Below are 26,375 nucleotides of genomic sequence, written 5' to 3' on the forward strand. Positions count from 1 at the left end.
TCCGCCGTCGGTCAGAGGTCGATCCAGTAGCGCCTCTTGGTACCGATCAGCGTCTCCCGCACGTCCTCCAGGACACCCCCGTTGCGCTCGATGGTGCGCGCCGAGGCCTCGTTGTCGGGATCGCACGTGAGCAGGACCCGGTCCATGCCCAGCAGGCGCGCCTCGTACAGGGCCTCCCCCAGCGCCCGGGTGGCGACGCCGCGCCCGCGCGCCGAGGGGCGGACGCTGTAGCCGATGTGGCCGCCCGCGTCGAGGAGGAAGGCGTTCAGGTAGTGCCGCAGGTCGATGGCGCCCAGGTAGGTGTCCCCGTCGGCGATCCACCAGTACGTGGCGTGCACGCGCCCGTGCTCCACCGGCACGCCGCGGTCCCCGTACGCGCGCAGCCGCGCGACCCAGGCCGCGAAGCCCTCGGTGCTGCGCACGTCGTCGTCGAAGCCGACGCCCGACCCGTCCAGGTGCGCGTCGGCCCCCCACTCCTCACGGGCGGCGAGCCAGGAGGAGTGCAGTCGTGTCGTGGGGGCGATCAGCGCGGACATGCCGTGGACGGTAACAGTCGGATGATCGGACTCCGCAATCCGCGCGCCCGCGATCCGGGCCTCGGCGGCCTCGACGGTCTCCACGGCGGGGACGGCGTCGGGAACGGACTCAGGGGCGGGTCGCGGGGCCGGCCCACCGGGCGGGGGCGAATCCGTCGCCGGCGGCCCGGACCTCCAGCGCTCCGGCTCCGCCGAAGTGCGCGGGCAGGACGAGTTCCCCCTCGGCCGCCGCCCGGGTGAGGATCGCGCGGCGCGTGGCGACCGCCTGCCCGGGGTCCATGCAGAAGCAGCTGTTGTGGGTGGGATCGAGCACCTGGACCGGGCTGTGGAGGAGGTCTCCGACGAACACGGCCCGTTCGCCGCCGGAGTCGAGGCGCAGCACGCTCGAACCGGGCGTGTGTCCGGGGGCGGCCTCCAGGGTGAGGTGTTCGGCGATGCGGTGGCGGCCCTCCCACAGGTCCACCAGCCCCGCCCGGTGCAGGGGCGCGACGCTGTCCTCGTAGATCAGCCGGTCGTCGACGCGCACGCCCCCGCCGTAGTCGCCGCGGGGGCCGAAGTGGAGGTCGTCTGCGGCCGGGACCAGGTAGCGGGCACGGGGGAAGGTGGGGACCCACGCGCCGTCCCGGTCCATGGTGTTCCAGCCGACGTGGTCGGCGTGCAGGTGGGTGTTGACGACGACGTCCACGTCCCCCGGGCGGACGCCCGCCCGTGCCAGGGCGCCGAGGAAGTCGCTCTCCCGGTGGTGGAAGTGCGGCTCCCCGGGCCTTTCGCGGCCGGCGCCGACACCGGTGTCGATCAGGACGGTGAGCCCGGCGCCGCGCACCACCCAGCTCTGGAGGGCCATGACGGCCAGGTCGCCCTCGGGTTGCCAGTGGCGCGGGGCGAGCCAGTCCTCGTTGTCCCGCCACAGCCGCTCCGGGGAGTCGGGGACCAGGCCCCGGGCGGGCGCGAAGGGGCCCTGCCATTCGAGGACCCGGATGATCTCCACCTCGCCGAGGCGGAGGTTCCCGCCGCCTTCCCCGGCCTCCGCGGCCTCCGTGTCCTCCGTGGCCCGCGTGGCCCGCTTCGTCGTGCTGTCCGTGGCGCCGTCCGTCGCGCCGTGGTCCGTGTCCGTGTTCCGCGTCATGGCTCGACCCTAGGGAGGCAGGGATGAGCGTCTCAATGCGTCGGGCGATCTGCCGGATACGCGAAACGCTCACTTCCGACGCACACGCACCGGCTAGGGTCCGGGCATGGATGTGGTGAGCGACGCGATCGCGGCCGTACGGGTGGGGCGGCCCTCCTCGGACCGGGTCAGGGTGCACGGGCGCTGGTGCGCGCGCCTGGCCCCGTACGAGGGGGCGGGTTTCCACGTCGTCCTCGAAGGCGGCTGCCGGCTGTTCCCCGACGGCGGCCCTCCCCTCTCCCTGGGTCCGGGGGACGTGGTGCTGCTGCCGCACGGCACGGGGCACGTCATCTCCGACGCCGGCGCGGACCCGGTGGACCTCTCCCGCGCCGTGCCGTACGAGGAGTTCGCCGCCGGCCGCGAAGGGTCGGGGCCGATCGCGGCCGGGGACGGGTCGGCGGTGCTGGAGATGCTGTGCGGGAAGTACCGGCTCGACCGGAGCCGGGCGCACCCGCTGATGGCGGAGCTGCCGGAGGTCGTCCACCTGCCGAGCCGGGCGGGCTCCCACCCGGAACTGCGTTCGGCCGTCGAGCTGTTGGGGCGGGAGCAGGGCGGGCGGCGGCCCGGGTCCCCGGTGGCGGTCACCGCTCTGCTGGACCTCCTCCTCGTCTACATGCTCCGCGCCTGGTTGGCCGAGGGCACGGGCGGCGCCTGGCCGGCGGTCCTGGGCGACCCGGTGGCCGCCGCGGCGCTGCGGGCCCTGCACGCCGACCCGGCCGCGCCGTGGACCGCCGGGCGCCTCGCCTCGGAGGCGGGGGTCTCGCGGCCCACCCTGGCCCGGCGCTTCACCTCCCTGGTCGGGCGCCCGCCGATGGCGTACCTGACCTGGTGGCGGCTGACCCTGGCCGCCGCCGCGCTGCGGGACACCGACGATCCGTTGGCGACCGTCGCGCGGCACGTCGGCTACGGCAGCCCGTACGCGTTCTCGCACGCGTTCACCCGCGCGTTCGGGACGACCCCCGGCCGCTACCGGGCCGCCGGGGGTGGCCCGGTGACCGCTCCCCTCGCCGGGAGCGGCGTCGGGAGCGGCGTCGCCAAGGCCGGACCGGCGGCGGTCGGATCGTAGGACTTGGCGAGAATCCGACCATGGCCTTTACTGTCTGTTTGCCTCATGAAGACCCACCCCGCGCAGGAGCCCCTCATGCCTCAGCCCGCACGTCGTTCCCGTCGCCGGCCCGTACGCCTGGCCGCGCTGGCCGCCGCCTCGCTGGTGGCGGTGCCGGCCCTGGCGGCGTGCGGCGGTGACGCGAAGGGCAAGGCCGACGCGAAGCCCTCGGGCGGCTCCGCGAGTCCCTCCGCCTCCGCGCCGGTCGTCCTGCCCGCCGCGCTGACGGGGCAGAAGCCCCAGTGGGGCGCCTGCGCCGCGCCGTCCGCCGCGCAGGGGGGCGGGAAGGCGCCGGGGAAGGCCTGGGAGTGCGCCACCATGAAGGCGCCGCTGGACTACGCGAAGCCGGCCGGGGAGACCGTCGACGTCGCGCTGATCCGCAAGAAGGCCACCGACGCGAACAAGCGCGTGGGTTCGCTGGTCTACAACTTCGGCGGCCCCGGCGCCTCCGGGGTCCAGCGGCTCCCCCAGTTCGCGGACGAGTACAAGAAGCTGAACGGGGTCTACGACCTGGTGAGCTTCGACCCGCGCGGGGTCGGCGAAACCGCCCGGGTCACCTGCCTCGACGACAAGACGATGGACGAGGCCACCGGCAGCGAGAACCCGCTCGACGACGTCCGGAAGTTCACCGAGGCCTGCAAGCGCAATTCCGCCAAGGTGCTCCCGCACGTGGGCACGGCGGACACGGCCCGCGACATGGACCTCATGCGCCAGGTCCTGGGCGACCAGAAGCTGAACTACTTCGGCATCTCCTACGGCACCCAACTGGGCGGCGTCTACGCGCACCTGTTCCCGAAGAACGTCGGACGCACCGTGTTCGACGCGGTCGTGGACCCGACGGCCGACGACGTGCAGAGCGCCCTCGGCCAGACCAAGGGGTTCCAGCTGGCGCTGGAGCACGCCATGAAGTACTGCCGCGACAAGTACACGGCCAACTGCCCGACCGGGCCGAGCGACGCCGAGGGCACCAAGCGGATCACCGCCCTGCTGGAGAAGCTGAAGACGAAGCCCGCCCCCGCGGACGGCGGACGCAAGCTCACCTCCGACGCGGCGGTCGTCGGCATCATCGCGAGCCTGTACGACAAGGAGGCCTGGGAGTACCTCGTGCAGGGCCTGGGCGAGGTCGACAAGCTCGGCACCGGCACCATCCTGCTGTCCCTCGCGGACAGCTACAGCGGGCGCGGCGACGACGGCCGGTACGACAACTCGGGCGCCGCGCAGGCGGCGATCAGCTGCGTCGACACCAGCCGTCGCCACACGGTGGAGGAGATGAAGGCCCAGGAGCCGGCGTTCCGCGCCGCGTCCGCGGTCTTCGGTCCGGCCACGGTGGAGGGGCTGCTCGGCTGTACCGAGTGGCCGGTCCGCGGCACCACCGAGAAGCCGCAGGTCGCGGCGGCCGGGGCGGCTCCGATCGTGGTCATAGGCAACAGCGGCGACCCGGCCACCCCGGTCGAGGGCGCCAAGCGGATGGCGGACGCGCTCGGCCGGGGCGTCGGTGTGAACGTCACCGTCCAGGGCGAGGGCCACGGCACGTACGCGAAGAACGCGTGCGCGACCAAGGCGGTCGACTCGTTCCTGATCGACGGCGCCGTGCCGGCCGACGGCACGGTCTGCAAGTAAGTCCACCGGCGCCCCCCTCGTACGGATCTTCGTTCGGCCGAGGGGGTGGCGCCTCCTACACTGGTCCCGCCCGGCCGAAGGTGCCGGCCTTCAGGGGAGCGAAGTCCTAGTGAGCAGCAGCAGTACCAGCAGCAGCGACGCGCCGATCTACGCCCAGCTCATACGGGAGCGCGGTGACGTCCCGGGGCAGGTCCGGCGGGAAGCGGAAGACATTCTCCACGCGCTCGCGCAGGTGATGGCGGGTCGGGCGCCGTCCGGGCTGCCGAACTGGCGGTCCTCGTAAGGGCCGTCGGTCCGGTGGCCGCGGCCACCACACGAGACCCCTCGACTGTGGGGGTGGGCCACATCGGCAGCGCCGGTGGGCCTGTCTAACGTTCCCGGCATGACAAGCGGACTCACGGCTCCCGGGGCAACGGCTTCCGCCTCCGCGGGGGCCGATCTGACCGGGCGCGTGGCCCTGGTGACCGGTGGCGGCAGTGGCATCGGGCGGGCCTGCGCGGTGGCGTTGGCCGGTGCCGGGGCCCTCGTGCACGTCGTGGACGTGGACGCGCGGGCCGCCGCCGCGGTGGCGGAGCTGGTCGAGGGGCGGGCCCACGCCGTCGACCTGGCGGACGCGAAGGCCATCGGGACGCTCCCCACCGACGTGGACGTCCTCGTCAACAACGCCGGCCTCCAGCACGTCTCGGCCATCGAGGAGTTCCCGCCCGAGCGGTTCGAGCTCATGCAGCGCGTCATGGTCGGCGCCCCCTTCCTGCTGCTGCGCCGGATCCTGCCGCACATGTACGGGCGCGGCTGGGGCCGGGTCGTGAACATCTCCAGCGCGCACGGCCTGCGGGCCAGTGCCTTCAAGTCCGGCTACGTCACGGCCAAGCACGCGCTGGAGGGGCTGAGCAAGGTCACCGCCCTGGAGGGCGCGGAGCACGGGGTGACGAGCAACTGCGTGAACCCCGGCTACGTCCGCACCCCGTTGGTGGAGCGCCAGATCGAGGCGCAGGCCCTGGCCCACGGGATCCCGGCCGAGCGGGTCGTCTCCGAGGTGCTGCTGCGCGGCTCCGCGATCAAGCGGCTGATCGAGCCCGAGGAGGTCGCGGCGGTCGCCGTCTGGCTGTGCGGGCCGCACACGGGGTACGTGACCGGTTCCTCCCTCCCCATGGACGGCGGCTGGACGGCGGCGTGAGGCCGGTCCGCGGCGCGGCCGCGCGGCCGTCGGGGGCGGCGTACCCGGAACGTCCCGGGGTGACGTCTCCCGTGCGGGTGGGGCAGGTTGGGGGTGCGGGGTTCGCCGGCGGTCAGCACGCGGGGACGGCGGGACGGTCGTGGGCGCGGACCGCCGGCAGCCACGCGACGGACGCCGCCGACCCGCGCGGCAGGCGTACGCGCAGCCACTCGACGGACCGTCGGTCGGCCTCGTCGACGATGGGCATCCCCTCGGGCAGCCGGCACTCGGCGGTCAGGACGTCGCCGTGCCAGACCCGGTGCGCGACCACGTTGCCGGCGGTGTAGGGCCGGTGGGGGTCGACGGCCAGCCCGAGGCTGCACTGCGGGTCCCGGTCGGTACGGTCGCGGCAGCGCGGGTCGGCGTTGAACACCCTTACGCGCCGCTCCCCTTCGGGGCGGGCGGTGTCGTACGCCGCCCAGAGCGCGGCGCCCGTGGCGCAGGCGGCGAGGGCCGCGAGCGCGGCGCGCGGCAGCCGGCGGCGGCGCGGCACCCTCGGGGCGGGCGGCCGAGGGGTCGGGGCGGTCGCGGAGGTGTCGGCGGCCGCGGGGGTGTCGGCGGCCGCGGGGGTGTGGGCCGCGATGCGGGCGCGCAGGCTCTCGGCGGTGTGCGCGGCGCGGGCGGCGTGGGTGGGGGCGAGGCAGTCGGCCACCAGGTCGCGCCAGAAGGGCGGTACCGCGTGGTGGGTGCGCAGCGGGGCGCGGCCTTCGGCGTACTCCTGTACGGCGGCGGCGCGTGCGCCGGGCGTGGCGCCGGGGAAGGGCGAGGCACCGGCGGCGAAGGCCTCGTGGAGCATGACGCCCAGGGCCCAGATGTCGGCGCTCGGCCGGACCTGTACGCCGTGTTCGCCGAGCGGGGCCCTCCACCGCTCGGGCGGCAGGTAGTCGGGGGTGCCCATCGGGGGTGCGTGGCCGTGGGTCCCGCGGTCCCCGGTGAGTTCCGTGGCCAGGCCGAAGTCGGACAGCCTGACGGAGCCGTCGGCCATCAGCAGGACGTTGTCCGGTTTCAGGTCTCCGTGGACCCAGCCGCTGCGGTGCAGGTGGGCCAGGCCCTCGCAGACGTCGGTGAACAGTCGGACCGCGCGGGCCTCGGTGACGCCCGCTTCGAGCAGGGGGCGCAGCGTGCCCGCCGCCCGTTCCATGACCAGGACGAGGGCGCCGTCGAGGAGGGGGCGGTCGGGGGCGTCGAGGACGAGGGATTCCAGCAGGCGGATCAGGCGGGGGTGTCCGGCGCGGCGGCCGAGTTCCACCTCGCGGCGGGCGGTCTCGGCGACCGCGCGGGCCTGGCGCGGGGCGAGGCCCGCGGTCGGCAGGACCTTCAGGGCGACCTCCGCCGGGGCCTGCGCCGGGGCCCGCGCCGGAGTTCCGGCGGCCGGGCGGCCCGCGTAGACGGTGCCCCACCCGCCGGCCGCGATCGGTTCGGTGACCTCCCACGCGCCGATGCGGAAGCCGTGCGGCAGGGGCCGTGCCTGCACGGTGCCGGAGGTGTCCGGGGCGCCCGAGGTGTGCGCGGTCCCGGAGGTCTCCGAGGCGTCCGGGGCCCCGGGTGTGGGCGGGGTGCCCGGGGGGCCCGGTCCGTCCTGCGGTCCCGGCGTGCCCGTGCGGGCCGGCGCGCTCCCCCGGTCCACGGCTCAGCGCGCCGCGGCGCGCGGCGCCCCGCCCGCCTCGGCGCGGGACGGCAGCAGGGCGAGGTGTTCCTCGCGTACGAGGCCGAACCGCAGGGCCAGGCCGACGAGCGCCTCGCGCTTGCCGTTGCGGCGGGCCTCTCGGCGGGCTCCCGGGGCGGCCGGGGCACCGATGCGCATCTTCTCGTCGGCGAGGTAGTCGATCTGCGAGCTGACCGCGCGGGCCGTCAGCGCGGCGCAGCCCGGGTGGTTGCGCAGGCGGGCGACGATCTCGGGGGTGGTGGGCACGGCGAGCGGCGACTCGTCGCGCAGGCGCGGTTCGCACAGGGCGACGAGCACCAGGAAGTAGCGGGCCGTCTCGTCCAGGGAGTACGCCGTCACGGTGGTGCGGCCCCAGGGACCGGCGGCGCCCGCGCCGGAGCGGCCGCCCGCTTCGAGGTAGACGTGGTCGGGCGCGAACACCTGGAAGGAGACGGGTGCGGCGCCGCGGGTGGGCAGGACGACCCGGGAGAACTCGAAGGGGATGGGCGCCCCGGCCCGGCGGGGCGGCACGCGCAGGTACTCCCCGGCGCCCTCCGGGTTCTCCACCAGGTAGCTGTGGGTGTCGCTGTGGTTGCTGAGCTGCCAGTGGTCCTCGGTGACGCGGATCTCCCCCGCCAGCCGCGAGATGGCCGCGTCGTCGAGCCGCAGTTCGACGGGAACGGTCGCGGAGCCGCGTCCGAAGCGGGCCACCTGCCCGGGGCCGAGCCGCAGGGTGACGGCCCCGCCGGCCGGCGTGTCGCCCGGCTCGCCGCCGTGGGCACCGCTGCGCCCCGGCAGGTACACCACCACCCCGCTCATCGCCCCTCCTCGCCCCCGCGCGGCGCCGGCCGTGCGGCGGCGCCCCGTCCCTCGCGCACGCCGAACGTTACACAGCGCGGCGCGGGCGCCCGGCCCGGCTTTGGCCGAATCCCCGCCGGTCCGCCGGGTGCCCCGCGAGGGGCCGGGACGCCCGTGGCGCCTCAGATGGGGTCGACGTCGAGGAAGGCGGAGAGGTCCGGTTCCGGGGCCTCGCGGGTGGAGGCGCCGGTGCCCGGCAGGCCCTGTTCCGCCCAGATGACCTTGCCGTACGGGGTGTAGCGGGTGCCCCAGTGCTCGCTGAGCTGTGCCACGAGGAACAGGCCCCGGCCGCCCTCGTCCGTGGTGGCGGCGTAGCGAAGGTGCGGGGCGATGCTGCTGCCGTCCCAGACCTCGCAGGTCAGATGGTGGTCGTAGAGAAGTCTGACGCGTACCGGCGCGCTGCCGTGGCGCAGGGCGTTGGTGATGAGCTCGCTGAGGATCAGTTCGGTGGCGAAGCCGAGCTCGGACAGGCCCCAGGCGTCGAGCCGACGGGCGGCCGAGTTGCGGATGGCGGCGACGGCGTCCGGCTGGAAGGGGACCTCCCACTGGGCGACCCGGTCGGGGCCCAGGGTGCGGGTGCGGGCGATGAGCAGGGCGACGTCGTCGCCGGGCCGCTCGGGGAGGAGCTTTTCCAGGACGGCGGCGCAGCTCTCCTCGGGGTCGCGGCCGGGGTGGCTGAGGGCCACGCGGAGCATTTCGAGGCCCTCGCCGATGTCCCGCGCGCGTTCCTCGACCAGGCCGTCGGTGTACAGGACGAGCTGGCTGCCCTCGGCGAGGTAGATCTCGGCGGTCTCGAAGGGCATGCCGCCCAGGCCCAGCGGGGGGCCGGTCGGCAGTTCCACGATCTCGGTGGTGCCGTCGGGGGCCACCGTCAGGGGCGGGAGGTGCCCGGCACGGGCCATGGTGCAGTGCTGGGAGACCGGGTCGTAGACGGCGTAGAGGCAGGTGGCGCCGAGGACCCCGCTGCCGTCGGTGTCCTCGGCGTTGCCCTCGCGGTCGTGGTCGATGCGCTGGACGAGGGCGTCGAGGCGGGCCAGGATCTCGTCGGGCGGCAGGTCGAGCGAGGAGAAGTTGTGGACGGCGGTGCGCAGCCGGCCCATGGTGGCGGCGGCGTGCAGGCCGTGGCCGACGACGTCGCCGACGACGAGGGCCACGCGGCTGCCGGGCAGCGGGATCACGTCGAACCAGTCGCCGCCGACGCCGGACTGGGCGGGCAGGTAGAAATGGGCGACGTCGACGGCGCTCTGTTCGGGCAGGGCGCGCGGGAGCAGGCTGCGCTGGAGGGTCTCGGCGAGGGCGTGCTCGCGGGTGTAGCGGCGCGCGTTGTCCATGCTGACGGCGGCGCGGGCGACGAGTTCCTCGGCGAGGGAGAGGTCGTCCTCGTCGAAGGGCTCCGGCTTCTGCGAGCGCCAGAAGTTCACCACGCCGAGGACCACGCCGCGGGCCTTGAGGGGCGCCGCGATCAGCGAGTGGATGCCGTAGTCGACGATGGCCCGGGCGCGGGGCGGGTCCTGGGCGTGCCAGCCGGTGGCCACGGCGAGGTCGGGCACCAGTTCGGCCCGTCCGCCGGCGTAGCCGCGCGCCTGGGGGGTGGAGGGCAGGAAGTCGATGGTCCGGCCGCGCGGGTAGAGGGGGTGGTCGGGGCGGATGCCGCTGACGGCGGTGCGCCGCATGTCGGCGTCGGGCCCCGGCTCGTCGCCCTCCAGGACCCCCTCGGCCAGGTCGACCGTGACGTAGTCGGCGAAGCGGGGGACGGCGACCACGGCGAGTTCCTCGGCCGTGCGGACCACGTCGAGGGTGGTGCCGACGTCGCCACCGGCGTCGTAGAGCAGCTTGAGCCGGCGTCGGGCGGTCTCCGCCCGGCTGGTCAGGATCCGCATCTCGGTGGAGTCGCGGATGGTGACGGCGCAGCCCTCGGGCCGGCCGCGGGGGTGGGTGGGGCGCTGGTTGACGACGAGGAGCCGGTCGCCGGTCTCCAGTACCTCGTCGGTGGTCTCCCGACCGGACAGCAGCAGTTCCGCCATCCGCTGGTCGAGGCACGGGACGTCCCCGATGTGGCGTCCCTCGGCGTCCTCGGGGAGGCCGAGGAGGCGCTTGGCCTCGTCGTTGGCGAGGAGCAGCCGTCCGTCGCCGTCGGTGATGAGCACCCCTTCGCGGACGGCGTGGAGCACCGCGTCGTGGTGTTCGTACATGCGGGTCATCTCGGTGGTGCCGAGGCCGTGGGTCTGGCGCAGCAGGCGGCGACTGATCAGGGCCGTGCCGGCGGTGGCGAGGGCCAGGCCGATCGCGATGGCGAGGAGGATGACGGGCAGCTGGCGGTCGACGACTCCGCTCACGTTCTTGACGGTCAGGCCGGCCGACACCAGGCCCACGACCTTGCCGTCGGGGGCGGTGACGGGGACGACGGCCTGGATCTCCTTGCCCAGGGGGCCCTGGACGCTCTCGGTGTGGACCTGTCCGGCGAGGGAGGGTTCGATGGTGCCGACGAACCGTTTCCCGATGCGGTCGGGCTGCGGGTGGGTGTAGCGGATGCCGTTGGTGTCCATCACGACGATGAAGTCCACGCCCGCGTCCTTGCGCGTCGCCTCGGCGAGGGGCTGGAGGACGGCGGACGGGTCGGCGGTCTTCAGGGCCGGCTGGAGTCCCAGGGAGTGGGCGAAGGTCTGGGCGACCGACACCGAGCGGTTGCGCGCCTCGCGGTCGATGTCGTGCCGCGACTGCAACAGGAGGGCCAGCAGTGCGCCGGCGGCGAGCAACACCACGATCGCCACCTGGAGGACGAAGACCTGTCCGGCGACGCTCCTGGATCTGTTGCCTAGGGGTGACCGCACCGGCGTGCCCGGCACGGGTGGCGAGGAAGGGTCACGAACCAGTTGTAGCACTTCCGGGGGCCCACGGCCCCCGGCGGGCGCACCGCGCGTCGCGCCGGTGACCCGCCGTACGTGGCTAGGCCGTGCGCGGCGCGGCGGCGGTGACGAGGTCCGGGGCGCTGTCGGCCGGCGGCGTGGCCGTCGGGGTCCCGGCCGCCGGCGCCTGGGGCGCGGGCGGGGCGGGGGCCGTCGGGGAGGCGGCCGGCGGGGTGCAGGTGACCTCGTCGCGCGGGGTGTAGTGGGTGGTGGAGTCCTCGCGCTTGACCTCGCGGCCGCCCTGGACGAAGACGCGGCCCACGGTGACGTCGAAGCCTTCCAGCGGGGTCTGCGCCTCGCAGGTCGGGGCGGGGTCGGTGCGCCGGGCGGGCGGGGTGACGTGGGTGCGGGGGCCCTGGGTCGCGCGGATCTCGTCGTACTTCTTGGTGCCGAGGAGGGTGATGGTCAGCGAGGTGTCGGTGGAGGTGGCCTGGACGTAGATCGCGTGGCCGGAGTCGTTGATCCAGCGCAGGTCGAGGGTGCCCCAGGCGACGGTGGCCTCGCGGCCCTCGGGGTAGCGCTCGATGTAGAAGGAGTGGGCGCCGTGCTCGACGATCCCCAGGCCGGCGAAGAACGCGGCGTTGTACATGGTGGTGGCCACGGCGGAGACGCCGCCGCCGGGGGACTTCACGTACCGGCCGTCATTGATCATGATGCCGTCCACGAAGCCGTTCTCCGGGGTGCGCTCGCCGACGGTCCGGTTGAAGCTCCACTCCTCGCCGGGCTTGACCACGGAGCCGTTGATGAGCTCCACGGCCCGGCCGATGTTGGTGGTGCGGTACGGGGCGGCCGGGAACTCGACGGTGAAGGAGGAGACCTTCTCCTTGATCCCCAGGCGCTGGGCGTCGGCGGTGCCCAGATCGGGCCGGACCGTCTCGGTGGCCACCTCGGCGCTGCGGGCGGCCGTTCCCGTCCGGGTGAGCAGGGGCATCACCGCGCGGCCGAGGGCCTGCTCGGTGACGCGTACGCCGGGGCTGCTGTCCTCCTCGACGACGACCCGGCCGTCGGGGCCGACGCCGAGGTCGGCGTCGCGCGGGTCGCTCGCGGCCCGCGCGACGGGGCGGGCCACGGCGGGGTCGGCGAGCAGGCCCTTGGAGTCCAGGGCCGGTACGAGGCGTCCCCGGTCGTCGGTGTTCATCTTCAGATGGGTGCCCAGGACGGCGGCGCTGATGGGTATGCGGGTGCCGGCGACGCTGACCGTGACGGGTCCGGACATCGCGGGGCGCGCGAAGGCGCTCATGGCGCGGTCGGTCTCGGCGGCGCCGACGCGGGGCTCGGTGCGGTCGACGGGCAGGGCGAGGGGGCCGTCACCCGGGCGCAGGTAGCCCTCACGGAGGGTGTCGAGCGCGGGGTCCTTGAGGAGGGTGATGCCGGCCTGGGGGGTGACGGCCTTGGCCGCACCCTTCTCGAAGGTGACCGCGCCGTCGCGGGCGGTGCGCGCGGCGCCGTCGGCGAGGCGGTCGACGGCGGCCCGTGCGGTGCGCTCGTCCATCCGGACCACGGGTTCGACGTCGCGTTCGGCGGAGGTGAAGAGCCTGCCGATGACGGTGGTGGGCGCGTATCCGGTGCGCGCGGCACGGTCGACGGTGGCCCCGGTGTCGAGGGAGAGTCCGAGGCTCGCGGGGGCCGCCCGCTCGACGCGGTCGCCGATCTCCAGGGTCATCGGCGCCGTGGCGACCGGTCCGAGCTCGCGGTCCAGGGTCCGTCGGGCCTCCGCCCGGCTCATGCCGCCGATGTCGACGCCCTGGACCCGGGTGCCGGAGTCGACGTCACCGCCGGTGACGAGGCCGGTGACGTAGAGGCCGCCGAGGCCGAGTACGGCGGCGCCGCCCGCCACCGGGAGGGCGATGCGCCAGTTGACCGTCCGCTTGCCCGCGCGTGCCATGTCTCTCCTGTGACGCCGACCGGTGGACGGTGCGGCGCGGGCCGCGGTGGGCGGCCGTAGACGACGTTTCCAACCACCGATGATTTCGGAATTTCGTCCGATTTGGGGATGAATGTAAGGATTGCCACATCGATGCGTACGACGTACGCCACCCTGCGGCGGGGGGCGTACCGCCGATCCGCGGCGGGGCGTGGCGCAGACCCGCGGCGCGGTGCCCGGCGCGCGGCGCGCGCCCGCCTCGGGCCGGGGCGCGCACCCCGGCGGCATCCCGGGTCGTCCCGTTCTGGCTCCCGCCGGCGTGCCTCGTGCATCATTGAGCCGGCTGCTTCTTCACCTGCGACCGAAATCCATCTGCTTCAACACCCTTTCTGGCTGCGGAGGTTCGCGATGGCGGTACGGACGCGCGTCCACCTCGTGCTGGTGCACGGCCTGTTCTCGTCCGCGAAGGTGTGGAAGGCCTTCGAGTCGCTGATCGCCACCGACCCGGAACTGGCCGACTGGGTCAGCGTCCACCCCTTCGCCTACGACTCCCCGCTGGTGCGGCTGCGTCCGGACCGCCGGGTCGCCGAGACCGACGACATCGCCGACCAGCTCGGCACCTTCCTGGAGACCCGCCTCGCCGACGCCGAGCGGATCGTGCTGGTGACCCACAGCCAGGGCGGACTGATCGTGCAGCGCTTCCTGGCGCGCAAGCTGTGGAACGGCGAGGGCGCCGAACTCGCCCGGATCAAGCACTTCACCATGTTCGCCTGCCCCAACACCGGGTCCGGGTTCTTCCTCACCGTCCGCAAGGCCCTCGTCCTCTGGCGCAACCCCCAGGAACAGCAACTGCGTCCCTTCGACCGGTCCGTGACGGAGGCCCAGCGCACGGTGCTCAGCGCGGTGGTGCACGGCCGCGCCCACACCGACCAGGAGTGCCCCATCCCGGTCCGCGCCTACGGGGGCTCCGCCGACGACATCGTGCCGCCGGTCGTGGCCCGCGGCGTGTTCCCCAAGGGCGGCGTGGTCACCGCCGACCACTTCTCCATCGTGCAGCCCGAGGACCGGTCCGCCCCGTCCTACATGGCCGTGCGCGGCGCCCTGCTGGAGGTGGCCGAGGCGGCGGACACCCCGCCGGCGAAGGCCCCGCCCGCCGGGGACTCCCCCGCGACCCTGGTCCCGCTCGAACCCTCCGCCCTGCCCGCCCGCGGCGGCGCCGGGTCCGACGGCCGCCCCCTGCTGCCCCCGGCCGCCGCGGAGTCCGACCTGCCCTTCCCGGCCCCGCCCTACGCGCGCATGGAGGAGTTCAAGGGACAGGACCGGCAGGACCTCGTCGCCTCCCTGCTGTCCGGGCGGGCCGCCCCGGCGGGACAGCAGGTGCACGTCCTCGCCGGTCTGGGCGGCTCGGGCAAGAGCCGACTGGCCCTGGAGGTCGCCGACCGCGCCCAGCGCGCCGGGCACCGCGTCTGGTGGGTGTCGATGCCCGAACTGAGCCTGCGCATGCGGATGATGGCCCGCGACCTCGGCGCCCCCTCGATGGTGGTCGAACGGGCCTGGATGCTGGGCACCGCCATGGACCTGGTCTGGGAGCTGCTGAACGCCTGCCCCGACCCCTGGCTGCTGGTCTTCGACAACGCCGACGACCCCGCGCGCCTCGGCCCCCGCGACGGCCTGGTCGGCGACGGCACGGGCTGGCTGCGCCGGCCGCGGAACCCCGGCGGCACGGTCCTGGTCACCAGCCGGGTCCGCCGCCCGCAGGCCTGGGGCGACTGGTGCGGGGTCCACCAGGTGCTGCCCCTGCACGAGGACGACGGCGCCGCCATGCTGCTGGAACGCACCGGCGGCCTCGGCGGCACGAACGAGGAGGCGCGCAGGCTCTCCAGGGAGCTGGGCGGCCTGCCGCTCGCCCTGCGGCACGCCGCCGACGTGATCAAGGCGGTGAGCGAGAGCCAGATCTCCCTGGAGGGCGGCATCGCCATCCGGGACTTCGAGACCTTCCGCCGGACCGTCGCCGCCCGGGTCGACACCACCGTGGCCCCGGACACCGCCGACTCCGACGGCGGGGCGCAGCCGCCCGCCACGGGCGGCCAGAGCGGACCCGGCCTCAGCGAGCTGCTGGGGCGCGAGATCGTGGAACAGGTCTGCGGCATAGCCCTGGACCTGCTGAGCAAGCGCGACCTGACCCAGGCCGCACCCCTGCTGAAGGTCCTGGCCTGCCTGAGCATCGCCCCCATCCCCTACCGCCTGCTCCTCGGCGGCCCCGCCCTCTCGCGGTCCCCGCTGTTCCCCGGCACCACCCCCACCCGCACCGGCACGGCGCTCGCGGGCCTGGAGGAGTTCGGGCTGATCGACGCCTACGAGCGCGAGGGCTTCGCGGAACGCGACCTGGCCCACGTACTGACCCTGCACCCGGTGGTCCACGGCGTCCTGCGCGAGGACCGGCAGGTGCGCGAACGGCCGTCCGACTACTACGGGCTCGCCGTGCGGATGGTGCTGTCCACCGTCCACCTGCACAACCCCGACCACCCCGCCAACTGGCCGCTGTGGGCCGCCCTCGCCCCGCACGCCATGGAGGTCTCCCGGGCCTGCCTGCTCGGCGACCCGAGGCCGGCGGACCGCACCGTGCGCACCGAGGCCCTGGAACTGGCCCGGCTCACCGCCCGCTACCTGATCGCCACCGGCCTGCTCGGGCCCGCGTACGACCTCGTCGTGCCCCTCGTCCAGCGCTGCGCCTCCTTCGGCTTCGACGTCGACGACCGCGAGATCCTCGGCCTGCGCCACGAACAGGGCCGCGTCCACCTCGACCGGGAACAGCTGGCCCGCGCCGAGGAGGTGCTGGAACGGGTGGTGGCGGCCCGCACCGCCCTCTTCGGGGAGATCAACGCAGATACCCTCGCCAGCCGGCACAAGCTGGCCCGCGCCATCAACGAACAGGCAGGCCGGGAGGCCGAGGCGGAGGCGATGCTGCGCTCGATCGTCGAGGCCGAGAACAAGGTGCGCGGCCCCGAGCACTACGACACCCTCGTGGTGCGCCACACCCTGGCCCGCACGATGCTCGCGCTCGGCCGCCACGACGAGGCCATGGAGGAGGCCCGGCAGATCCTGGACATCAGCCGCGGCAACCACTGGCCGCCCTCCACGCCCGAGATCCTGCGGGTGCGCGAGACGCTCACGCACGCCCTGCTCCGCCAGAACCGGGCGCAGGAGGCGGAACGGGTCATCCGCGACGCCCTGCGGGACGCCTCCCAGCCCCCGGACTCCAACCTCGTGATGCGCTTCCGCTTCACCTTCGTGCTCGTGCTCCTCGGGATCCGGGGGCGTACGCCCGAAGCGGTGAACGAACTGCGGACGCTGGTCGGCGACCTCGACCGGGTCGTCGCCTCCGAACACCCGCTGTCGGTGCAGGCCAGGGCACTGCTGGCGAAGACGCTGCGCGAGATGCCCTGAAATCCACCGTGTTCGGCGACAGTTGGGCGGAACCGCGCCGGCCGTGGCGGACTTGCGCGTACCCTGACGGTGCATCACCCTGTGTGACGCGTCCCACACCGAACACGCGCGGAGGTCCGCCGATGTCTGCTGTCCCCACCGATACGAACGACGACCAGAACCTGCGATGGGGGGCTCCGGGCAGCGCGCTGGAGGAGGCGCAGGCGGAGGTCGGCAGACGCATCGCGATGGAGGCGCTGGAGGCCGGCCGGCAGGCGCTGGAACTGGACGCGAAGACGGCGTTCCGCGCCACCGGGGCGACGCCCGCCGCCTAGGGCCTGGCGCCGCCCGACGCACCACACCCACACCCACACCCACCCGCATCCACCGCACCTCCGGCGCCTCGCGCCCCACCGGTTCCGCGACGCCGCGCCGTCCGGTCCCGTACCTGCACCCATCGGTTCCGCTCCGTTCTGTTCCGTTCTGTTCCGTTCCGTTCTGTTCTCTGTTCTCGATGACCGGGGGGCGATCGCATGACGCCAGAGCAATCCGCACAGGGCGCTTTACCGGGCCCGCGGCACGACCCGTTCTTCCGCGCCGTGACCGCACCGGCCTTCACCCACGAGGTGCTCGCCGACCTCGCCGCCGGCCGGTGCGCGGCCGTACGGGTGCCCGACTTCCTCTCCCCCGAGCGGTGTCGCGAGGTGCTCGACGCCCTGCGGGGGCGGGAGTTCGACTCGTACGGGCAGGCCCGCGTCGATCCGCCGGTGATGCGGTTCGGGGTGGGCGTCAGCGACCACATGGCGGACGGCGGGGTGGCCGACAGCTACTGGAAGGCGCTCGAAGGGCACCACGAGGCCTGGCAGGGGCTCGGCCTGTCCTTCGACCCCTTCCGCTTCGCCCGCGAGGCACTCGCCGCCCACTGGCCCGCCGGGGCCGCGATCGGCCGCCGGGGCGGACGGGAACTGGGCGCCGGCGTGGCCCGCGAACCCAACCAGGGTTTCCAGGTCCACTTCGACGACGCGCTGCGCGAGTACCGGGGGGACCTGCTGGACATCCCCCTGGTCGGCCAGTTCGCCTTCAACCTGTACCTCAGCGTGCCCCCCGCGGGCGGGGAGACCGTCCTGTGGCGGCACCGCTGGCAGCCCGAGGACGAGGCGTACCGGCTGCCCGCCTCCTACGGGTACGACGAGGCGGTCGTCCGGGGCGCCGAGTCCTTCGAGCTGTCCCCGAGGGTGGGCGAGGCCCTGGTGATCGATCCGCGCTACTTCCACGCGGTCCGCCCCAGCCGCGGGGACCGCCGGATCGCACTGGGGTTCGCCGTGGGGCTCGGCACGTCCGGGCAGCTCCTCACCTGGGCCTGAACCGCGCCCCGGGCGGCCCGCAGCGGCGGGCTTCCGCCGTCGAAGGCGTCAACTGCCGTGTCTGGTGGGACTTTTGACGCCTCGACGGCGGAGCCGATAGGTTCGGCCGATGGACCTCTTGCGTTACGTGGCCTTCAGCACCGACCCGCTGGGCGGGAACCCGGCCGGGGTGGTGCTGGACGCCACCGGCCTCGACGAGGCGACGATGGCCGCCACCGCGGCCGAAGTCGGCTACTCGGAAACGGCCTTCGTCGTACCGCGCCGGGACGGCGCGCTCGACATCCGGTACTTCAGTCCCCAGACCGAGGTGCCCTTCTGCGGCCACGCCACCATCGCCACCGCCGTCGCCCACGCCCGGCGCCACGGCGTGGGCGAGCTGCTGTTGCACACCAAGGCCGGGCCGGTCCCCGTGACCACCTCGGCCGGCCCGGACGGAACGGTCGTCGCCACCCTGGTCAGCGTGGAGCCCCGTACGCGGGCCCTCTCCGACGAGGACCTGGCCGAACTCCTCGCCGCCCTGCGCTGGTCCCCCGCCGACCTCGATCCGGCCCTGCCGCCCCGGGTGGCCTACGCCGGTGCCTGGCATCCGGTGATCGCGGCGGCGAGCCGCGAGCGGCTCTCGGACCTCGACTACGACATGTCCGCCCTCGGGGACCTGATGGCACGGCGGGACTGGGCCACGGTCGCCCTGGTCCTGCGCGAGACGCCGACCGTCTTCCACGCCCGCAACCCCTTCCCGCCCGGCGGGGTGGTCGAGGACCCGGCCACCGGCGCCGCGGCCGCGGCGTTCGGCGGGTACCTGCGCGCGCTCGGGCTCGTCGAGACGCCCGCGGTGCTGCGGATCCACCAGGGCGTGGACATGGGCCGCCCCAGCCTGATCACGGTGGGCGTGCCCGCGGACCCGGCAGCCGGCATCGAGGTCACCGGCACGGCCGTCCCGATCGGCTAGGTGTGTCGTCCGGGCTGGTGGCGCCGCGGGGGGGCGCGTGGGGGCGGGCGGGCGGCGCGTCAGGGCGCGGCTTCGACGGTCGGCCGCAGCTCGGAGACCTGGACGACGATCTCGACCTCCACGGGCGCGTCGAGCGGCAGGATCCCGACGCCGACGGCGCTGCGCGCGTGCCGGCCCGCCTCCCCGAAGACGTCCACGAACAGCTCACTGGCCCCGTCGACCACGCCCGCCTGGCGGGTGAAGCCGGGCGCGGAGGAGACATAGCCGACCACCTTCACCACCCGCACCACCGACTCCAGCGGCGCCACCGAGTCCACCGCCGCGAGCGCCGCCAGGGCGCACTGCCGGCACAGCTCCTTGGCCCGCTCCGGATCCACCTCCGCGCCCACCCGGCCGGTGCGGGTCAACTCCCCGTCGGTCATCGGGATCTGGCCCGCCACGAAAACGAAGCCGCCGCTGCGCACGGCGGGAACGTAGGCCCCCTTCGGCGGACTCACCTCCGGCAGCCGCAGCCCGAGTTGGGCCAGCCGCCCGCGTACGTCAACGCCCATGGCACCCCCTGGTGACCTCGACATCCGGGCCATCGTCCCACCGGGCCGCGCCCCGTACGGCGATATCCGGCCTTACGGGGACGGACGGGGCGCGCTCGTGGTATTCGCCCCGGGCGTGACGCGTGGCGCCTCCGGCGTGCCCTGTGCGAGGCGTTCCAGGTCCAGGAGGAGCGAACGCAGCCAGGCGTCGGCCGCGTAGAAGCCGCCGGTGGCGTCCTCCGCACCGTCGTGGTGGGTCGCCTCCCAGGCCTCGACGCCGGCCAGGCGGAGGGCGGGCGGCGGGGCGCCGCCGAGGGGGTCGAGGGTCGCGGACTGCAACAGCATCCGCCCCGCCACGCGGTCCCCCAGCCGGGTCACGGCCACGGCCGCACGGGGGTCGGGGCCGCGCTTCGAGGTCACGGGCGGCGCGAGCGCGCGTTCCACGCCCCACAGGGTGTGGTGCCCGGTGAGCAGCACCGTCTGCCAGTCGCGCGCGGGCGACTCCTGCCCCGGGGGCTCGCTCTGGAGCTGGGCGAACGCCGACTCGGCCAGGACCAACCAGTGGTGCAGCGTCCCGTACCCCACCGGGCTCTCCCGCGCGGTCGTGCGGGCCGTGCCGGACGCGACGGCGGCGGTGGTGGCCACCACCGTCTCGGCGGCGGCGCGCAGCATCGCGGCGCACGAGCGCCGCACCTCGTCCTGGGCCCCGCGCGGCCAGGCCAGGAGTCCGAAGACGGCGCCGATCGCGCTGCCGATCAGCACGTCCAGCAGCCGGACCTCGGCCAGCCGCCAGGTGGCGGGGGCCAGCTGGGCGAAGACCAGGGCCACCACGATCGCGAACAGGGCCTGCGCCCAGCCGACGCCCTTGACCGGGCCCACGGTGAAGGTGAGGAGCAGCAGGGGGACCATGACGACCGCGTACACGGTGGTGTCCGTACCGACCAGGGCGAGGACCCCGGCGGTGATGAGGGCGCCGATCAGGGTCCCGGTGACGGCCTGGCGGACGGTGGTGCGGGTCGCGACCACGGTCGTGCGGGTCAGGGTCAGGGTCGCGAGCAGCGCCCAGAACCCGTGGGGCAGGGTGGCCATGCCGGCCACGGCCCGGGCGGCGGCCAGGGCGAGGCTGATGCGGACCGCGTTCTGGAAGAAGACGGAGCGGCTGCCCGCGTGCCCGATCAGCCGCCGCCACCACAGGCTCGGGGCCCGCTCGGAGGCGTACGAGAAGCGGTGGGGCGCCACCTCGGAGGCGGCGGCCCGGCCCCGTACGGCCAGCCGCGACGCGCTGGACAGGGCCAGCGCGGCGTCGGCCAGTTCGATCAGGGCCGCGCGGCGGCGCAGCGCCCGCGGGGGCACGTCGCGGGCGGTGGCGCAGGCCAGCAGGGCGCGCGTACGTGCCGTCGCGGCGTCGTCGGCGTCGGCTTCGGCCCTCGCCGCGTCCCGGGAGGGGTCGGCGCCGGCGCCGCGCAGCCGGGCGGCGGTGTCCGACGTCGAGCGGCCGACGGCGCGCAGGATGTCCAGGCCGTCGTCGGCGGGATCCTCGCCGGGTGGCAGGGCGGGCAGCCGCAGCAGCCGGTTGATCAGGGTGCGGGTGGCCAGGCCGGTGTGGGCGAGGGCCCGGGAGCGGACGCCGGGGCCCGCCGGTCGCTCCGCCTCCGGGACCCGCGAGGGCCGCAGCGTCTCGGCGGCGGCGCCCGCCGCGTCCCGGGTGGCCGGGGAGAGCCCGTACGGGGGCCTGCTCAGCTCGCGTGCGCAGCGTTCGGCGGTGAGGGCCGCGCGGGCGGCGAGTTCCCGGTAGGGGACGGTGGGCGGATCGGGCAGCAGCCAGGCCTCGGCGGCGATCAGCAGGACCAGCCCGACGGTCGCCCCGACGAGGCGTTCGCCCAGGGTGTCGGGGGCGTAGGGCGGGAACGACGGCAGGATGTACATCAGCTGGAGGCCGGGCGCGGCGCCCGCCGGCCGGGGCCCCCCGACGGCGACGAAGGCCAGCGCGAAGCCGATGACCAGCATCCCGAGCACCGCGCTCCAGGTGCGGACGGCGAGGAAGGTGCCCGCCGCGATGAGCAGCCAGACCGCCGGGATCAGGCGGACCAGGACCTCGGCGCGCTGTCGGCCGGTGCCCGGGATGCGCGAGAGGCCCGCGAGGGAGACGGCCGCGAACAGCGCGTAGGTGGCGGCGACGGTCTGCCCGAAGCCGTAGAGGAAGAGGTAGAAGCCGGCGCCGGCGGCCAGGGTGACGCGCAGCGAAGTCCGCGCCGCGTGCGCGTAGGCGGCCGGCAGGCGCGGTCGGCGCGGTGCGCCCTTCGCCTGGCCGGGGCGCCCCGGGCGGCCGACCGCCCGGCGGCCGGTACCGGTGGCAGCCATGACACCAGGATCCGGCACCGGCCCCGCACCGGCACCCCGTCGGCGCCGCGCGCGGCCCGGGGCCCCGTGCCCGGGGCCCGTGTGCGGTGCCCGCTCTAGACTCGCGGCATCGGCGCGGGGCGCGGGGTCCGCCGCACGGTCGGAGGAGGACGGATGGGGCGCGCGGATCTGGAACGTCGTGCGGCGGCACTGGCCGGGGCCGGGGGCCGGCGGATCCTCGGCATCGCCGGGGCGCCGGGCGCGGGGAAGTCCACGCTCGCCGGGCGGCTGGCCGCGGCCCTGGGTCCCCGGCGGGCGGTCGTGGTCCCGATGGACGGGTTCCACCTGGCCGGGCGGGAGCTGGCGCGGTTGGGCCGTGCGGAGCGCAAGGGGGCGCCGGACACCTTCGACGTGGCCGGGTACGTGGCGTTGCTGCGGCGGCTGCGGGCCGCGGAAGGCGGCGTGGTGTACGCCCCCGCCTTCGACCGGAAGCTGGAGGAGCCCGTCGCGGGCAGTGTGGCGGTGGACGCGGAGGTCCCGCTCGTGATCACGGAGGGGAACTACCTGCTGCACGGGGACGGCGGATGGCAGGAGGTCCGGCCCCTGCTCGACGAGGTGTGGTTCCTCGCCCCGGACGACGGGCTGCGCGTCGGGCGGCTCGTCGAGCGTCACGTCCGGTACGGCAAGGAGCCCGCGCACGCCGCCGCGTGGGTCGCCCGCTCCGACGAGGCGAACGCGGCCCTGATCGCCCCGGGTCGGGCCCGCGCCGACCTCGTCGTCGACCTCGCCGCCGACCGAGGGGGCCGTACCGCCTCGGACGGCACGGACGCGGGGCCGGTGGTATGACTGGGGCATGGCCCGTCCCGGCTCGCCCGAGGAACGGGCCCGGCGCGGCCGGGCCCGGCGCAAGCGGTTGCCCCGCTCGGGCCACGCGCTGACGCCGCCGCTGGAGGAGCGGCCCGACCCGGTGGCGGTGCTGGCCGCCCAGGCGGTGGACCGGCTGCCGGACCTGGTGCCGCTGCGTTACGCGCGGATGGCGGCGGGACCCTTCCCGTTCCTGCGGGGCGCGGCCGCGGTGATGGCGGCGGATCTGGGCGCGCTGCCGCACACGGGGTTGCGGGTGCAGCTGTGCGGGGACGCGCACCTGCTGAACTTCGGGTTGTTCGCCTCGCCGGAGCGGGCGCTGCTGTTCGACCTGAACGACTTCGACGAGACGCTGCCCGGGCCCTTCGAGTGGGACGTCAAGCGGCTGGCGGCGAGCGTGGCGGTGGCCGCGCGGGAGAACGGGCACGGGGACGGGGCCGCCCGGCGGTCGGCGGAGGTCGCGGCGGCGGCGTACCGGCGCACCATGCGGCGGCTGGCCGGGCTCGGTGAGCTGGCCGTCTGGTACGAGCGGGTGGACACGGCCGAGGTGTTGCCGCTGGTGCGGCGGCGCAATCGGGAGCGGGTCGCCGCGGAGCTGGCGAGGGCCCGCCGGCGCACCAGCCTCCAGGCCCTGCAGAAGCTGACGGAGGAGGTCGACGGGCGGCTGCGGATCCGCAGCGACCCGCCGCTGCTGGAGCCGGCGAAGAGCGTCGACGAGGAGACGGTGGAGCGGGTCTTCGCCGACTACCGCGCCTCGCTGCCGGAGGACCGGCGGTTGTTGCTCGACCGGTTCCGGCTGGAGGACACGGCGCGCAAGGTGGTGGGCGTCGGCAGTGTCGGCACCCGCTGCTTCGTGGTGCTGCTGACCGGCAAGGACGCCGGTGACCCGCTGTTCCTCCAGGTGAAGGAGGCCGGCGCGTCGGTGTTGGAGCCCTGGGCGGGTGCCTCCCGGCGCCGGCACGCCGGGCACCGGGTGGTCGCGGGGCAGCGGCTGCTCCAGGCGGCGAGCGACATCTTCCTCGGCTGGGCGACGGGCCCGCTGGGCCGGCACTTCTACTGGCGCCAGTTGCGCGACATGAAGGGTTCGGCGGAGGTGTCCGACATGGACCCGCTGATGCTGGAGGGGTACGCGCGGTTGTGCGGGCGGACCCTGGCGCGCGCCCACGCCCGCACGGGCGACCGGTTCGCGATCGCCGGCTACCTGGGGGCGGGTGACGGCTTCGACCGTGCGGTGGCGGCGTTCGCCCTCGACTACGCGGACCTGACGCTCGGCGACCACGCGGCGTTGACGGCGGCGCTGACCGACACCGACACCCCGACGGGCGCCGCCCACCCCTCCGCGGCCGACCCGCGGGACGTTCAGTGAAGCTGCGCCCGCCTGAAGGCCTCGAGGCCTGCCGTGTACCGCTCCTCGGGCCGTTCGTCGGGCACTCCGGCCGCGAGGACGTAGAGCGCCGTCTCGGTGATGCCGTCCACGCCGAGGGCCTCTTCGAGCTCGCCGTCGCGGAACGCGGCGGTCTGGAAGGGGCCGAGGCCGAGCGCGGTCGCGGTGAGGGCGAAGGTCTGGCCGAGGTGCCCGGCGTTCATGAGCATCACGCGGTAGGCGCGCGGGGCCCGGTACTTGCTGCTCATGCGGGAGACGACTGCGGTGACGAAGAACGTGACCGGGGCCTGCGCGACGGCCTCCTGGTCGAAGGACAGGTGCGCGGCCCGTTCGCGGGTGAAGCCCTCGTCCAGCAGCTCCAGGGAGTGTTCCAGGACGTTGTAGTGGTAGAGGCCGGGGGTGACGCCCTCGACGTCGAAGACGGCGGCGTAGGCCTCCAGTTCGTGGCGTGAGCCGCCCGCGGCGCTGGTGCGCTTCATGAGGGCGCCGAAGTCGTCGCCGTCGAGGAACTCGCTGGGGCCGAAGACCATGGCGAGCAGGCCCGCCAGGACCGGCAGGGGCAGGGGTTCGCGGCGGAAGCGGCGGTGGGTCCTGCGGCGGTAGAGGGTGCGCACGAAGTCGGCGTCCACGTCCAGGGGGGCCCGGGGAAGGAGGATCCGGTCGGCGTGCGGGAGGGTCTTGAAGAGCGGTGAGCGGGTTCCGGCGCGGAAGTCGGCGTTGACCTCCGGGGAATCGGTGTAGGCGGCGTCCTTGCTGGAGAAGTGCAGTGCGCTCGCCTCGGGGGACCAGCTCCGCCAGTGCTCGGCGAGGTGGGCGTCCCGCGCGGCCGCGTCCTCGTCGTCGGCGACCAGGAAGCCGAAGCCGTGGAGTTCGGCGACGGCGGCCCGGCAGGACTCCGGGTCGTGGTCGGGGAACGCCTTCGCCACTTCGTCGGCGGTCGTCGGGTCCGTGAACGCCGCGAGGATCTCGACCGCCATCGGGGCCAGCGAGACCTCCGTTCCGCTCAGGTGGTTCTGGATGACGAAGGCCCCGTCGCGCCAGTAGCAGACGAGGTTGTGCGCGCGCCGCAGCAGCATGGGTTCTCCCTGAGGACCAGGGGGGCCGGACGGGCCGGCCCCCCGGTCGGTCGTGTCGTCGGATCAGCGCTGGCGGTGGATCTGGAGGGTGCGGGTCTCGGTGGTCTTGGCGGCGAGGTCCATCTTCTTCATGGCGTTCTCCTTCGCATTCCGGTGGTTTCGGCTTTCGGATTTCGTTCGTTCCGTCCGCCGTTCATGTATCCACTGTGCGGCCGGGCGGGATCGGATCCAAGTCACGGGATTTCGGGACCGTTTCCGGTGCGAGCGGAGTTCAATCGACCTCGTAGAAGTCCCTGCCGTCGATGTAACGGACGCTTGCGAGGTCGCGCAGGACGGTTTCCGGCACGTCGTGGCTCAATTCGACGAGCATGGGATAGGTGAGGTCGTTGACGGTCGGTTCGATCGGTTCGCCGGGGGGGACGAATTCCCGCAGCCCCTGGAAACTCTCCAGTTTCTTCAGCTCGCCGATCCCCCGATAGGAGCGCAGGGTGCCGGTGACGGGCGAGATCATGGGGGCCCCGGCGAAGAACCGCCGGACGCGGTAGCGCTCGCGGTAGCGCGCGAGGAAGCGCTCGGGGTCCGTGTACGCGTCCACCGTCCAGGTCAGTTGGGACTCCCCGATGGCCCCGCCGGCGTAGTGCGAGAGGTTGCCGCCGCCCATGCGGGCGGCGACCTCGATGACGCACGGGCCCGTCGGGGTCACCCTGATCTGCACGTGGGAGGGGCCGTGGCGGATGTCCAGGGCGTCGAGCACGCGCGTGCAGTAGTCCACGATCCGGTCGGCCTCCTCGCCCTCGTGGGGCAGCAGGACCATGCCGTCGCAGAGGTCGAGGACGCCGTTGGCGCTGATGTGGGTGGACTTCCAGAGGTCGCACACGTGGTGCCGTCCGTCCCGGCTCACCAGGTTGACGGCGTACTCGGGGCCGGAGAGGTACTCCATGGCCAGGACCAGGTCGTTGGGTGCGGAGAAGACGTCGCGCGTGCCCACCAGGGACTCGTACGCGCGGACCGACTCCTCGGGGGTGTCGCAGTAGTGCACCCCGTCGCTGCCGGCGCTGCTCAGCGGTTTGACCACGACCCGCGCGCCCAGTTCCCGGTGCCAGCGTTCCAGGTCGGCCGCGTTCTCCACGAGCAGTTGGCGGGCGCCTCGCACGCCCGCGGCCTTGATCTTCTCGGCCATGGCGTACTTGTCGCGCCGCGCGGTGCTGCCCGCCGACCCGTTGGTCGGCAGTCCCATGCGTTCGCTGAGCAGGTCCGCGAAGGCGACCCCGTACTCGCTGTCGGGGATGACGGCGACCGGTCGGTAGTGGGCCAGGCGGGCCGTCGTGTCGTCGAGGTCGCCGTGGTGGACGACCTCGTCCGCGAAGTCGGTGAGGTCCACCGACCGGTAGAGCGCGGGGCGTTCGGGCGCGATCCGTACGTGGACGCTCTCGTACCCGGCCGCCCGGAACGCGGCGACGAGGCCGCCGGAGAGGTCGGCGGGGCTGGCTTCGACGAGTGCGACGTAGCCTTTCATCAGGGGGTTCC

20 protein-coding genes are annotated in these 26,375 nt (G+C 74.6%); 10 read left to right on the forward strand and 10 right to left on the reverse strand.

Annotated features, from left to right (window positions below):
- Nucleotides 1-11 precede the first annotated feature (11 nt).
- Together ACZ6ZI_RS05340 and ACZ6ZI_RS05345 are read right to left on the reverse strand one after the other, a co-directional pair.
- Entirely contained in the window at nt 12-536 is a 525-nt protein-coding gene (locus ACZ6ZI_RS05340; protein ID WP_469516267.1) for a GNAT family N-acetyltransferase, read from the reverse strand.
- A 109-nt stretch (nt 537-645) separates the two neighbouring features.
- The gene (locus tag ACZ6ZI_RS05345) at nt 646-1,662 is read right to left on the reverse strand and encodes an MBL fold metallo-hydrolase (RefSeq protein WP_469516270.1); all 1,017 of its coding nucleotides are present in this window, start codon (nt 1,660-1,662) and stop codon (nt 646-648) included.
- Between the two features lie 106 nt (nt 1,663-1,768).
- Between ACZ6ZI_RS05345 and ACZ6ZI_RS05350 the strand changes: the two genes are divergently transcribed.
- From ACZ6ZI_RS05350 to ACZ6ZI_RS05365, 4 genes are all read left to right on the forward strand, one after another.
- A complete protein-coding gene (locus tag ACZ6ZI_RS05350) occupies nt 1,769-2,767 on the forward strand; it encodes an AraC family transcriptional regulator (protein ID WP_469516272.1) in 999 nt (332 codons plus the stop codon).
- A 75-nt stretch (nt 2,768-2,842) separates the two neighbouring features.
- A complete protein-coding gene (locus ACZ6ZI_RS05355; protein ID WP_469516276.1) occupies nt 2,843-4,426 on the forward strand; it encodes an alpha/beta hydrolase in 1,584 nt (527 codons plus the stop codon).
- A gap of 109 nt (nt 4,427-4,535) precedes the next feature.
- Nucleotides 4,536-4,709 carry a hypothetical protein gene (locus ACZ6ZI_RS05360; protein ID WP_363054681.1) on the forward strand — a complete coding sequence of 58 codons (174 nt, stop codon included), beginning with the start codon at nt 4,536-4,538 and terminating at the stop codon, nt 4,707-4,709.
- A 99-nt stretch (nt 4,710-4,808) separates the two neighbouring features.
- On the forward strand, nt 4,809-5,603 hold the full coding sequence (locus tag ACZ6ZI_RS05365) for a 3-hydroxybutyrate dehydrogenase (RefSeq protein WP_469516279.1): 795 nt from the start codon (nt 4,809-4,811) through the stop codon (nt 5,601-5,603).
- A 112-nt stretch (nt 5,604-5,715) separates the two neighbouring features.
- On the opposite strand, the gene ACZ6ZI_RS05370 is transcribed toward ACZ6ZI_RS05365, so the two are convergent.
- The 4 genes from ACZ6ZI_RS05370 to ACZ6ZI_RS05385 all read right to left on the reverse strand — a co-directional run bounded on the left by ACZ6ZI_RS05370 (nt 5,716) and on the right by ACZ6ZI_RS05385 (nt 12,936).
- Nucleotides 5,716-7,269 carry a serine/threonine-protein kinase gene (locus tag ACZ6ZI_RS05370; RefSeq protein ID WP_469516281.1) on the reverse strand — a complete coding sequence of 518 codons (1,554 nt, stop codon included), beginning with the start codon at nt 7,267-7,269 and terminating at the stop codon, nt 5,716-5,718.
- 3 nt (nt 7,270-7,272) lie between these two features.
- Nucleotides 7,273-8,106, reverse strand: coding sequence for a serine/threonine protein kinase (locus ACZ6ZI_RS05375; RefSeq protein ID WP_469516285.1), 834 nt, complete (start codon nt 8,104-8,106; stop codon nt 7,273-7,275).
- 161 nt (nt 8,107-8,267) lie between these two features.
- The gene (locus tag ACZ6ZI_RS05380; RefSeq protein ID WP_469517629.1) at nt 8,268-10,916 is read right to left on the reverse strand and encodes a SpoIIE family protein phosphatase; all 2,649 of its coding nucleotides are present in this window, start codon (nt 10,914-10,916) and stop codon (nt 8,268-8,270) included.
- A 175-nt stretch (nt 10,917-11,091) separates the two neighbouring features.
- Nucleotides 11,092-12,936 (reverse strand): VanW family protein, encoded by a 1,845-nt coding sequence (locus ACZ6ZI_RS05385; protein ID WP_469516288.1) that lies wholly within the window; start codon nt 12,934-12,936, stop codon nt 11,092-11,094.
- A gap of 387 nt (nt 12,937-13,323) precedes the next feature.
- Here ACZ6ZI_RS05385 and ACZ6ZI_RS05390 point away from each other — a divergent pair, with 387 nt between their 5' ends.
- The 4 genes from ACZ6ZI_RS05390 (at nt 13,324) to ACZ6ZI_RS05405 (ending at nt 18,654) form a co-directional block, all read left to right on the forward strand.
- Nucleotides 13,324-16,362 (forward strand): alpha/beta hydrolase, encoded by a 3,039-nt coding sequence (locus tag ACZ6ZI_RS05390; protein WP_469516290.1) that lies wholly within the window; start codon nt 13,324-13,326, stop codon nt 16,360-16,362.
- Between the two features lie 122 nt (nt 16,363-16,484).
- Nucleotides 16,485-16,676, forward strand: coding sequence for a hypothetical protein (locus ACZ6ZI_RS05395; RefSeq protein WP_363054687.1), 192 nt, complete (start codon nt 16,485-16,487; stop codon nt 16,674-16,676).
- Nucleotides 16,677-16,874: 198 nt separating this feature from the next.
- On the forward strand, nt 16,875-17,705 hold the full coding sequence (locus ACZ6ZI_RS05400) for a 2OG-Fe(II)-dependent halogenase WelO5 family protein (RefSeq protein ID WP_469516294.1): 831 nt from the start codon (nt 16,875-16,877) through the stop codon (nt 17,703-17,705).
- A gap of 109 nt (nt 17,706-17,814) precedes the next feature.
- Nucleotides 17,815-18,654 (forward strand): PhzF family phenazine biosynthesis protein, encoded by an 840-nt coding sequence (locus ACZ6ZI_RS05405; RefSeq protein WP_469516297.1) that lies wholly within the window; start codon nt 17,815-17,817, stop codon nt 18,652-18,654.
- 59 nt (nt 18,655-18,713) lie between these two features.
- On the opposite strand, the gene ACZ6ZI_RS05410 is transcribed toward ACZ6ZI_RS05405, so the two are convergent.
- Nucleotides 18,714-19,205, reverse strand: a complete 492-nt coding sequence (locus ACZ6ZI_RS05410; RefSeq protein ID WP_363054690.1) for a RidA family protein — start codon at nt 19,203-19,205, stop codon at nt 18,714-18,716.
- A 72-nt stretch (nt 19,206-19,277) separates the two neighbouring features.
- The gene (locus ACZ6ZI_RS05415; RefSeq protein WP_469516303.1) at nt 19,278-21,545 is read right to left on the reverse strand and encodes an FUSC family protein; all 2,268 of its coding nucleotides are present in this window, start codon (nt 21,543-21,545) and stop codon (nt 19,278-19,280) included.
- Nucleotides 21,546-21,698: 153 nt separating this feature from the next.
- Between ACZ6ZI_RS05415 and ACZ6ZI_RS05420 the strand changes: the two genes are divergently transcribed.
- Complete coding sequence (locus ACZ6ZI_RS05420; protein ID WP_469516306.1) at nt 21,699-22,370, forward strand: nucleoside/nucleotide kinase family protein; 672 nt, start codon at nt 21,699-21,701, stop codon at nt 22,368-22,370.
- A gap of 7 nt (nt 22,371-22,377) precedes the next feature.
- Nucleotides 22,378-23,754 (forward strand): DUF2252 domain-containing protein, encoded by a 1,377-nt coding sequence (locus ACZ6ZI_RS05425; protein ID WP_469516309.1) that lies wholly within the window; start codon nt 22,378-22,380, stop codon nt 23,752-23,754.
- On the opposite strand, the gene ACZ6ZI_RS05430 is transcribed toward ACZ6ZI_RS05425, so the two are convergent.
- Together ACZ6ZI_RS05430 and ACZ6ZI_RS05435 are read right to left on the reverse strand one after the other, a co-directional pair.
- Nucleotides 23,748-24,848, reverse strand: a complete 1,101-nt coding sequence (locus ACZ6ZI_RS05430) for a SagB/ThcOx family dehydrogenase (RefSeq protein WP_469516313.1) — start codon at nt 24,846-24,848, stop codon at nt 23,748-23,750. The two genes, ACZ6ZI_RS05425 and ACZ6ZI_RS05430, sit on opposite strands and share 7 nt — an antisense overlap.
- Before the next feature lie 271 nt (nt 24,849-25,119).
- Nucleotides 25,120-26,364 (reverse strand): ATP-grasp domain-containing protein, encoded by a 1,245-nt coding sequence (locus ACZ6ZI_RS05435; protein ID WP_469516315.1) that lies wholly within the window; start codon nt 26,362-26,364, stop codon nt 25,120-25,122.
- Nucleotides 26,365-26,375: the final 11 nt, after the last annotated feature.

The organism is Streptomyces sp. NPDC103540 (genome assembly GCF_055584445.1).

Excerpts from the sequence above, each read along its gene's own strand:
- ACZ6ZI_RS05340 (WP_469516267.1), bottom strand. The coding sequence starts at position 536 with ATGTCCGCGCTGATCGCCCCCACGACACGACTGCACTCCTCCTGGCTC.
- ACZ6ZI_RS05345 (WP_469516270.1), bottom strand. The coding sequence starts at position 1,662 with ATGACGCGGAACACGGACACGGACCACGGCGCGACGGACGGCGCCACG.
- ACZ6ZI_RS05350 (WP_469516272.1), top strand. The coding sequence starts at position 1,769 with ATGGATGTGGTGAGCGACGCGATCGCGGCCGTACGGGTGGGGCGGCCC.
- ACZ6ZI_RS05355 (WP_469516276.1), top strand. The coding sequence starts at position 2,843 with ATGCCTCAGCCCGCACGTCGTTCCCGTCGCCGGCCCGTACGCCTGGCC.
- ACZ6ZI_RS05365 (WP_469516279.1), top strand. The coding sequence starts at position 4,809 with ATGACAAGCGGACTCACGGCTCCCGGGGCAACGGCTTCCGCCTCCGCG.
- ACZ6ZI_RS05375 (WP_469516285.1), bottom strand. The coding sequence starts at position 8,106 with ATGAGCGGGGTGGTGGTGTACCTGCCGGGGCGCAGCGGTGCCCACGGC.
- ACZ6ZI_RS05385 (WP_469516288.1), bottom strand. The coding sequence starts at position 12,936 with ATGGCACGCGCGGGCAAGCGGACGGTCAACTGGCGCATCGCCCTCCCG.
- ACZ6ZI_RS05390 (WP_469516290.1), top strand. The coding sequence starts at position 13,324 with ATGGCGGTACGGACGCGCGTCCACCTCGTGCTGGTGCACGGCCTGTTC.
- ACZ6ZI_RS05395 (WP_363054687.1), top strand. The coding sequence starts at position 16,485 with ATGTCTGCTGTCCCCACCGATACGAACGACGACCAGAACCTGCGATGG.
- ACZ6ZI_RS05400 (WP_469516294.1), top strand. The coding sequence starts at position 16,875 with ATGACGCCAGAGCAATCCGCACAGGGCGCTTTACCGGGCCCGCGGCAC.
- ACZ6ZI_RS05405 (WP_469516297.1), top strand. The coding sequence starts at position 17,815 with ATGGACCTCTTGCGTTACGTGGCCTTCAGCACCGACCCGCTGGGCGGG.
- ACZ6ZI_RS05410 (WP_363054690.1), bottom strand. The coding sequence starts at position 19,205 with ATGGGCGTTGACGTACGCGGGCGGCTGGCCCAACTCGGGCTGCGGCTG.
- ACZ6ZI_RS05415 (WP_469516303.1), bottom strand. The coding sequence starts at position 21,545 with ATGGCTGCCACCGGTACCGGCCGCCGGGCGGTCGGCCGCCCGGGGCGC.
- ACZ6ZI_RS05420 (WP_469516306.1), top strand. The coding sequence starts at position 21,699 with ATGGGGCGCGCGGATCTGGAACGTCGTGCGGCGGCACTGGCCGGGGCC.
- ACZ6ZI_RS05425 (WP_469516309.1), top strand. The coding sequence starts at position 22,378 with ATGGCCCGTCCCGGCTCGCCCGAGGAACGGGCCCGGCGCGGCCGGGCC.
- ACZ6ZI_RS05430 (WP_469516313.1), bottom strand. The coding sequence starts at position 24,848 with ATGCTGCTGCGGCGCGCGCACAACCTCGTCTGCTACTGGCGCGACGGG.
- ACZ6ZI_RS05435 (WP_469516315.1), bottom strand. The coding sequence starts at position 26,364 with ATGAAAGGCTACGTCGCACTCGTCGAAGCCAGCCCCGCCGACCTCTCC.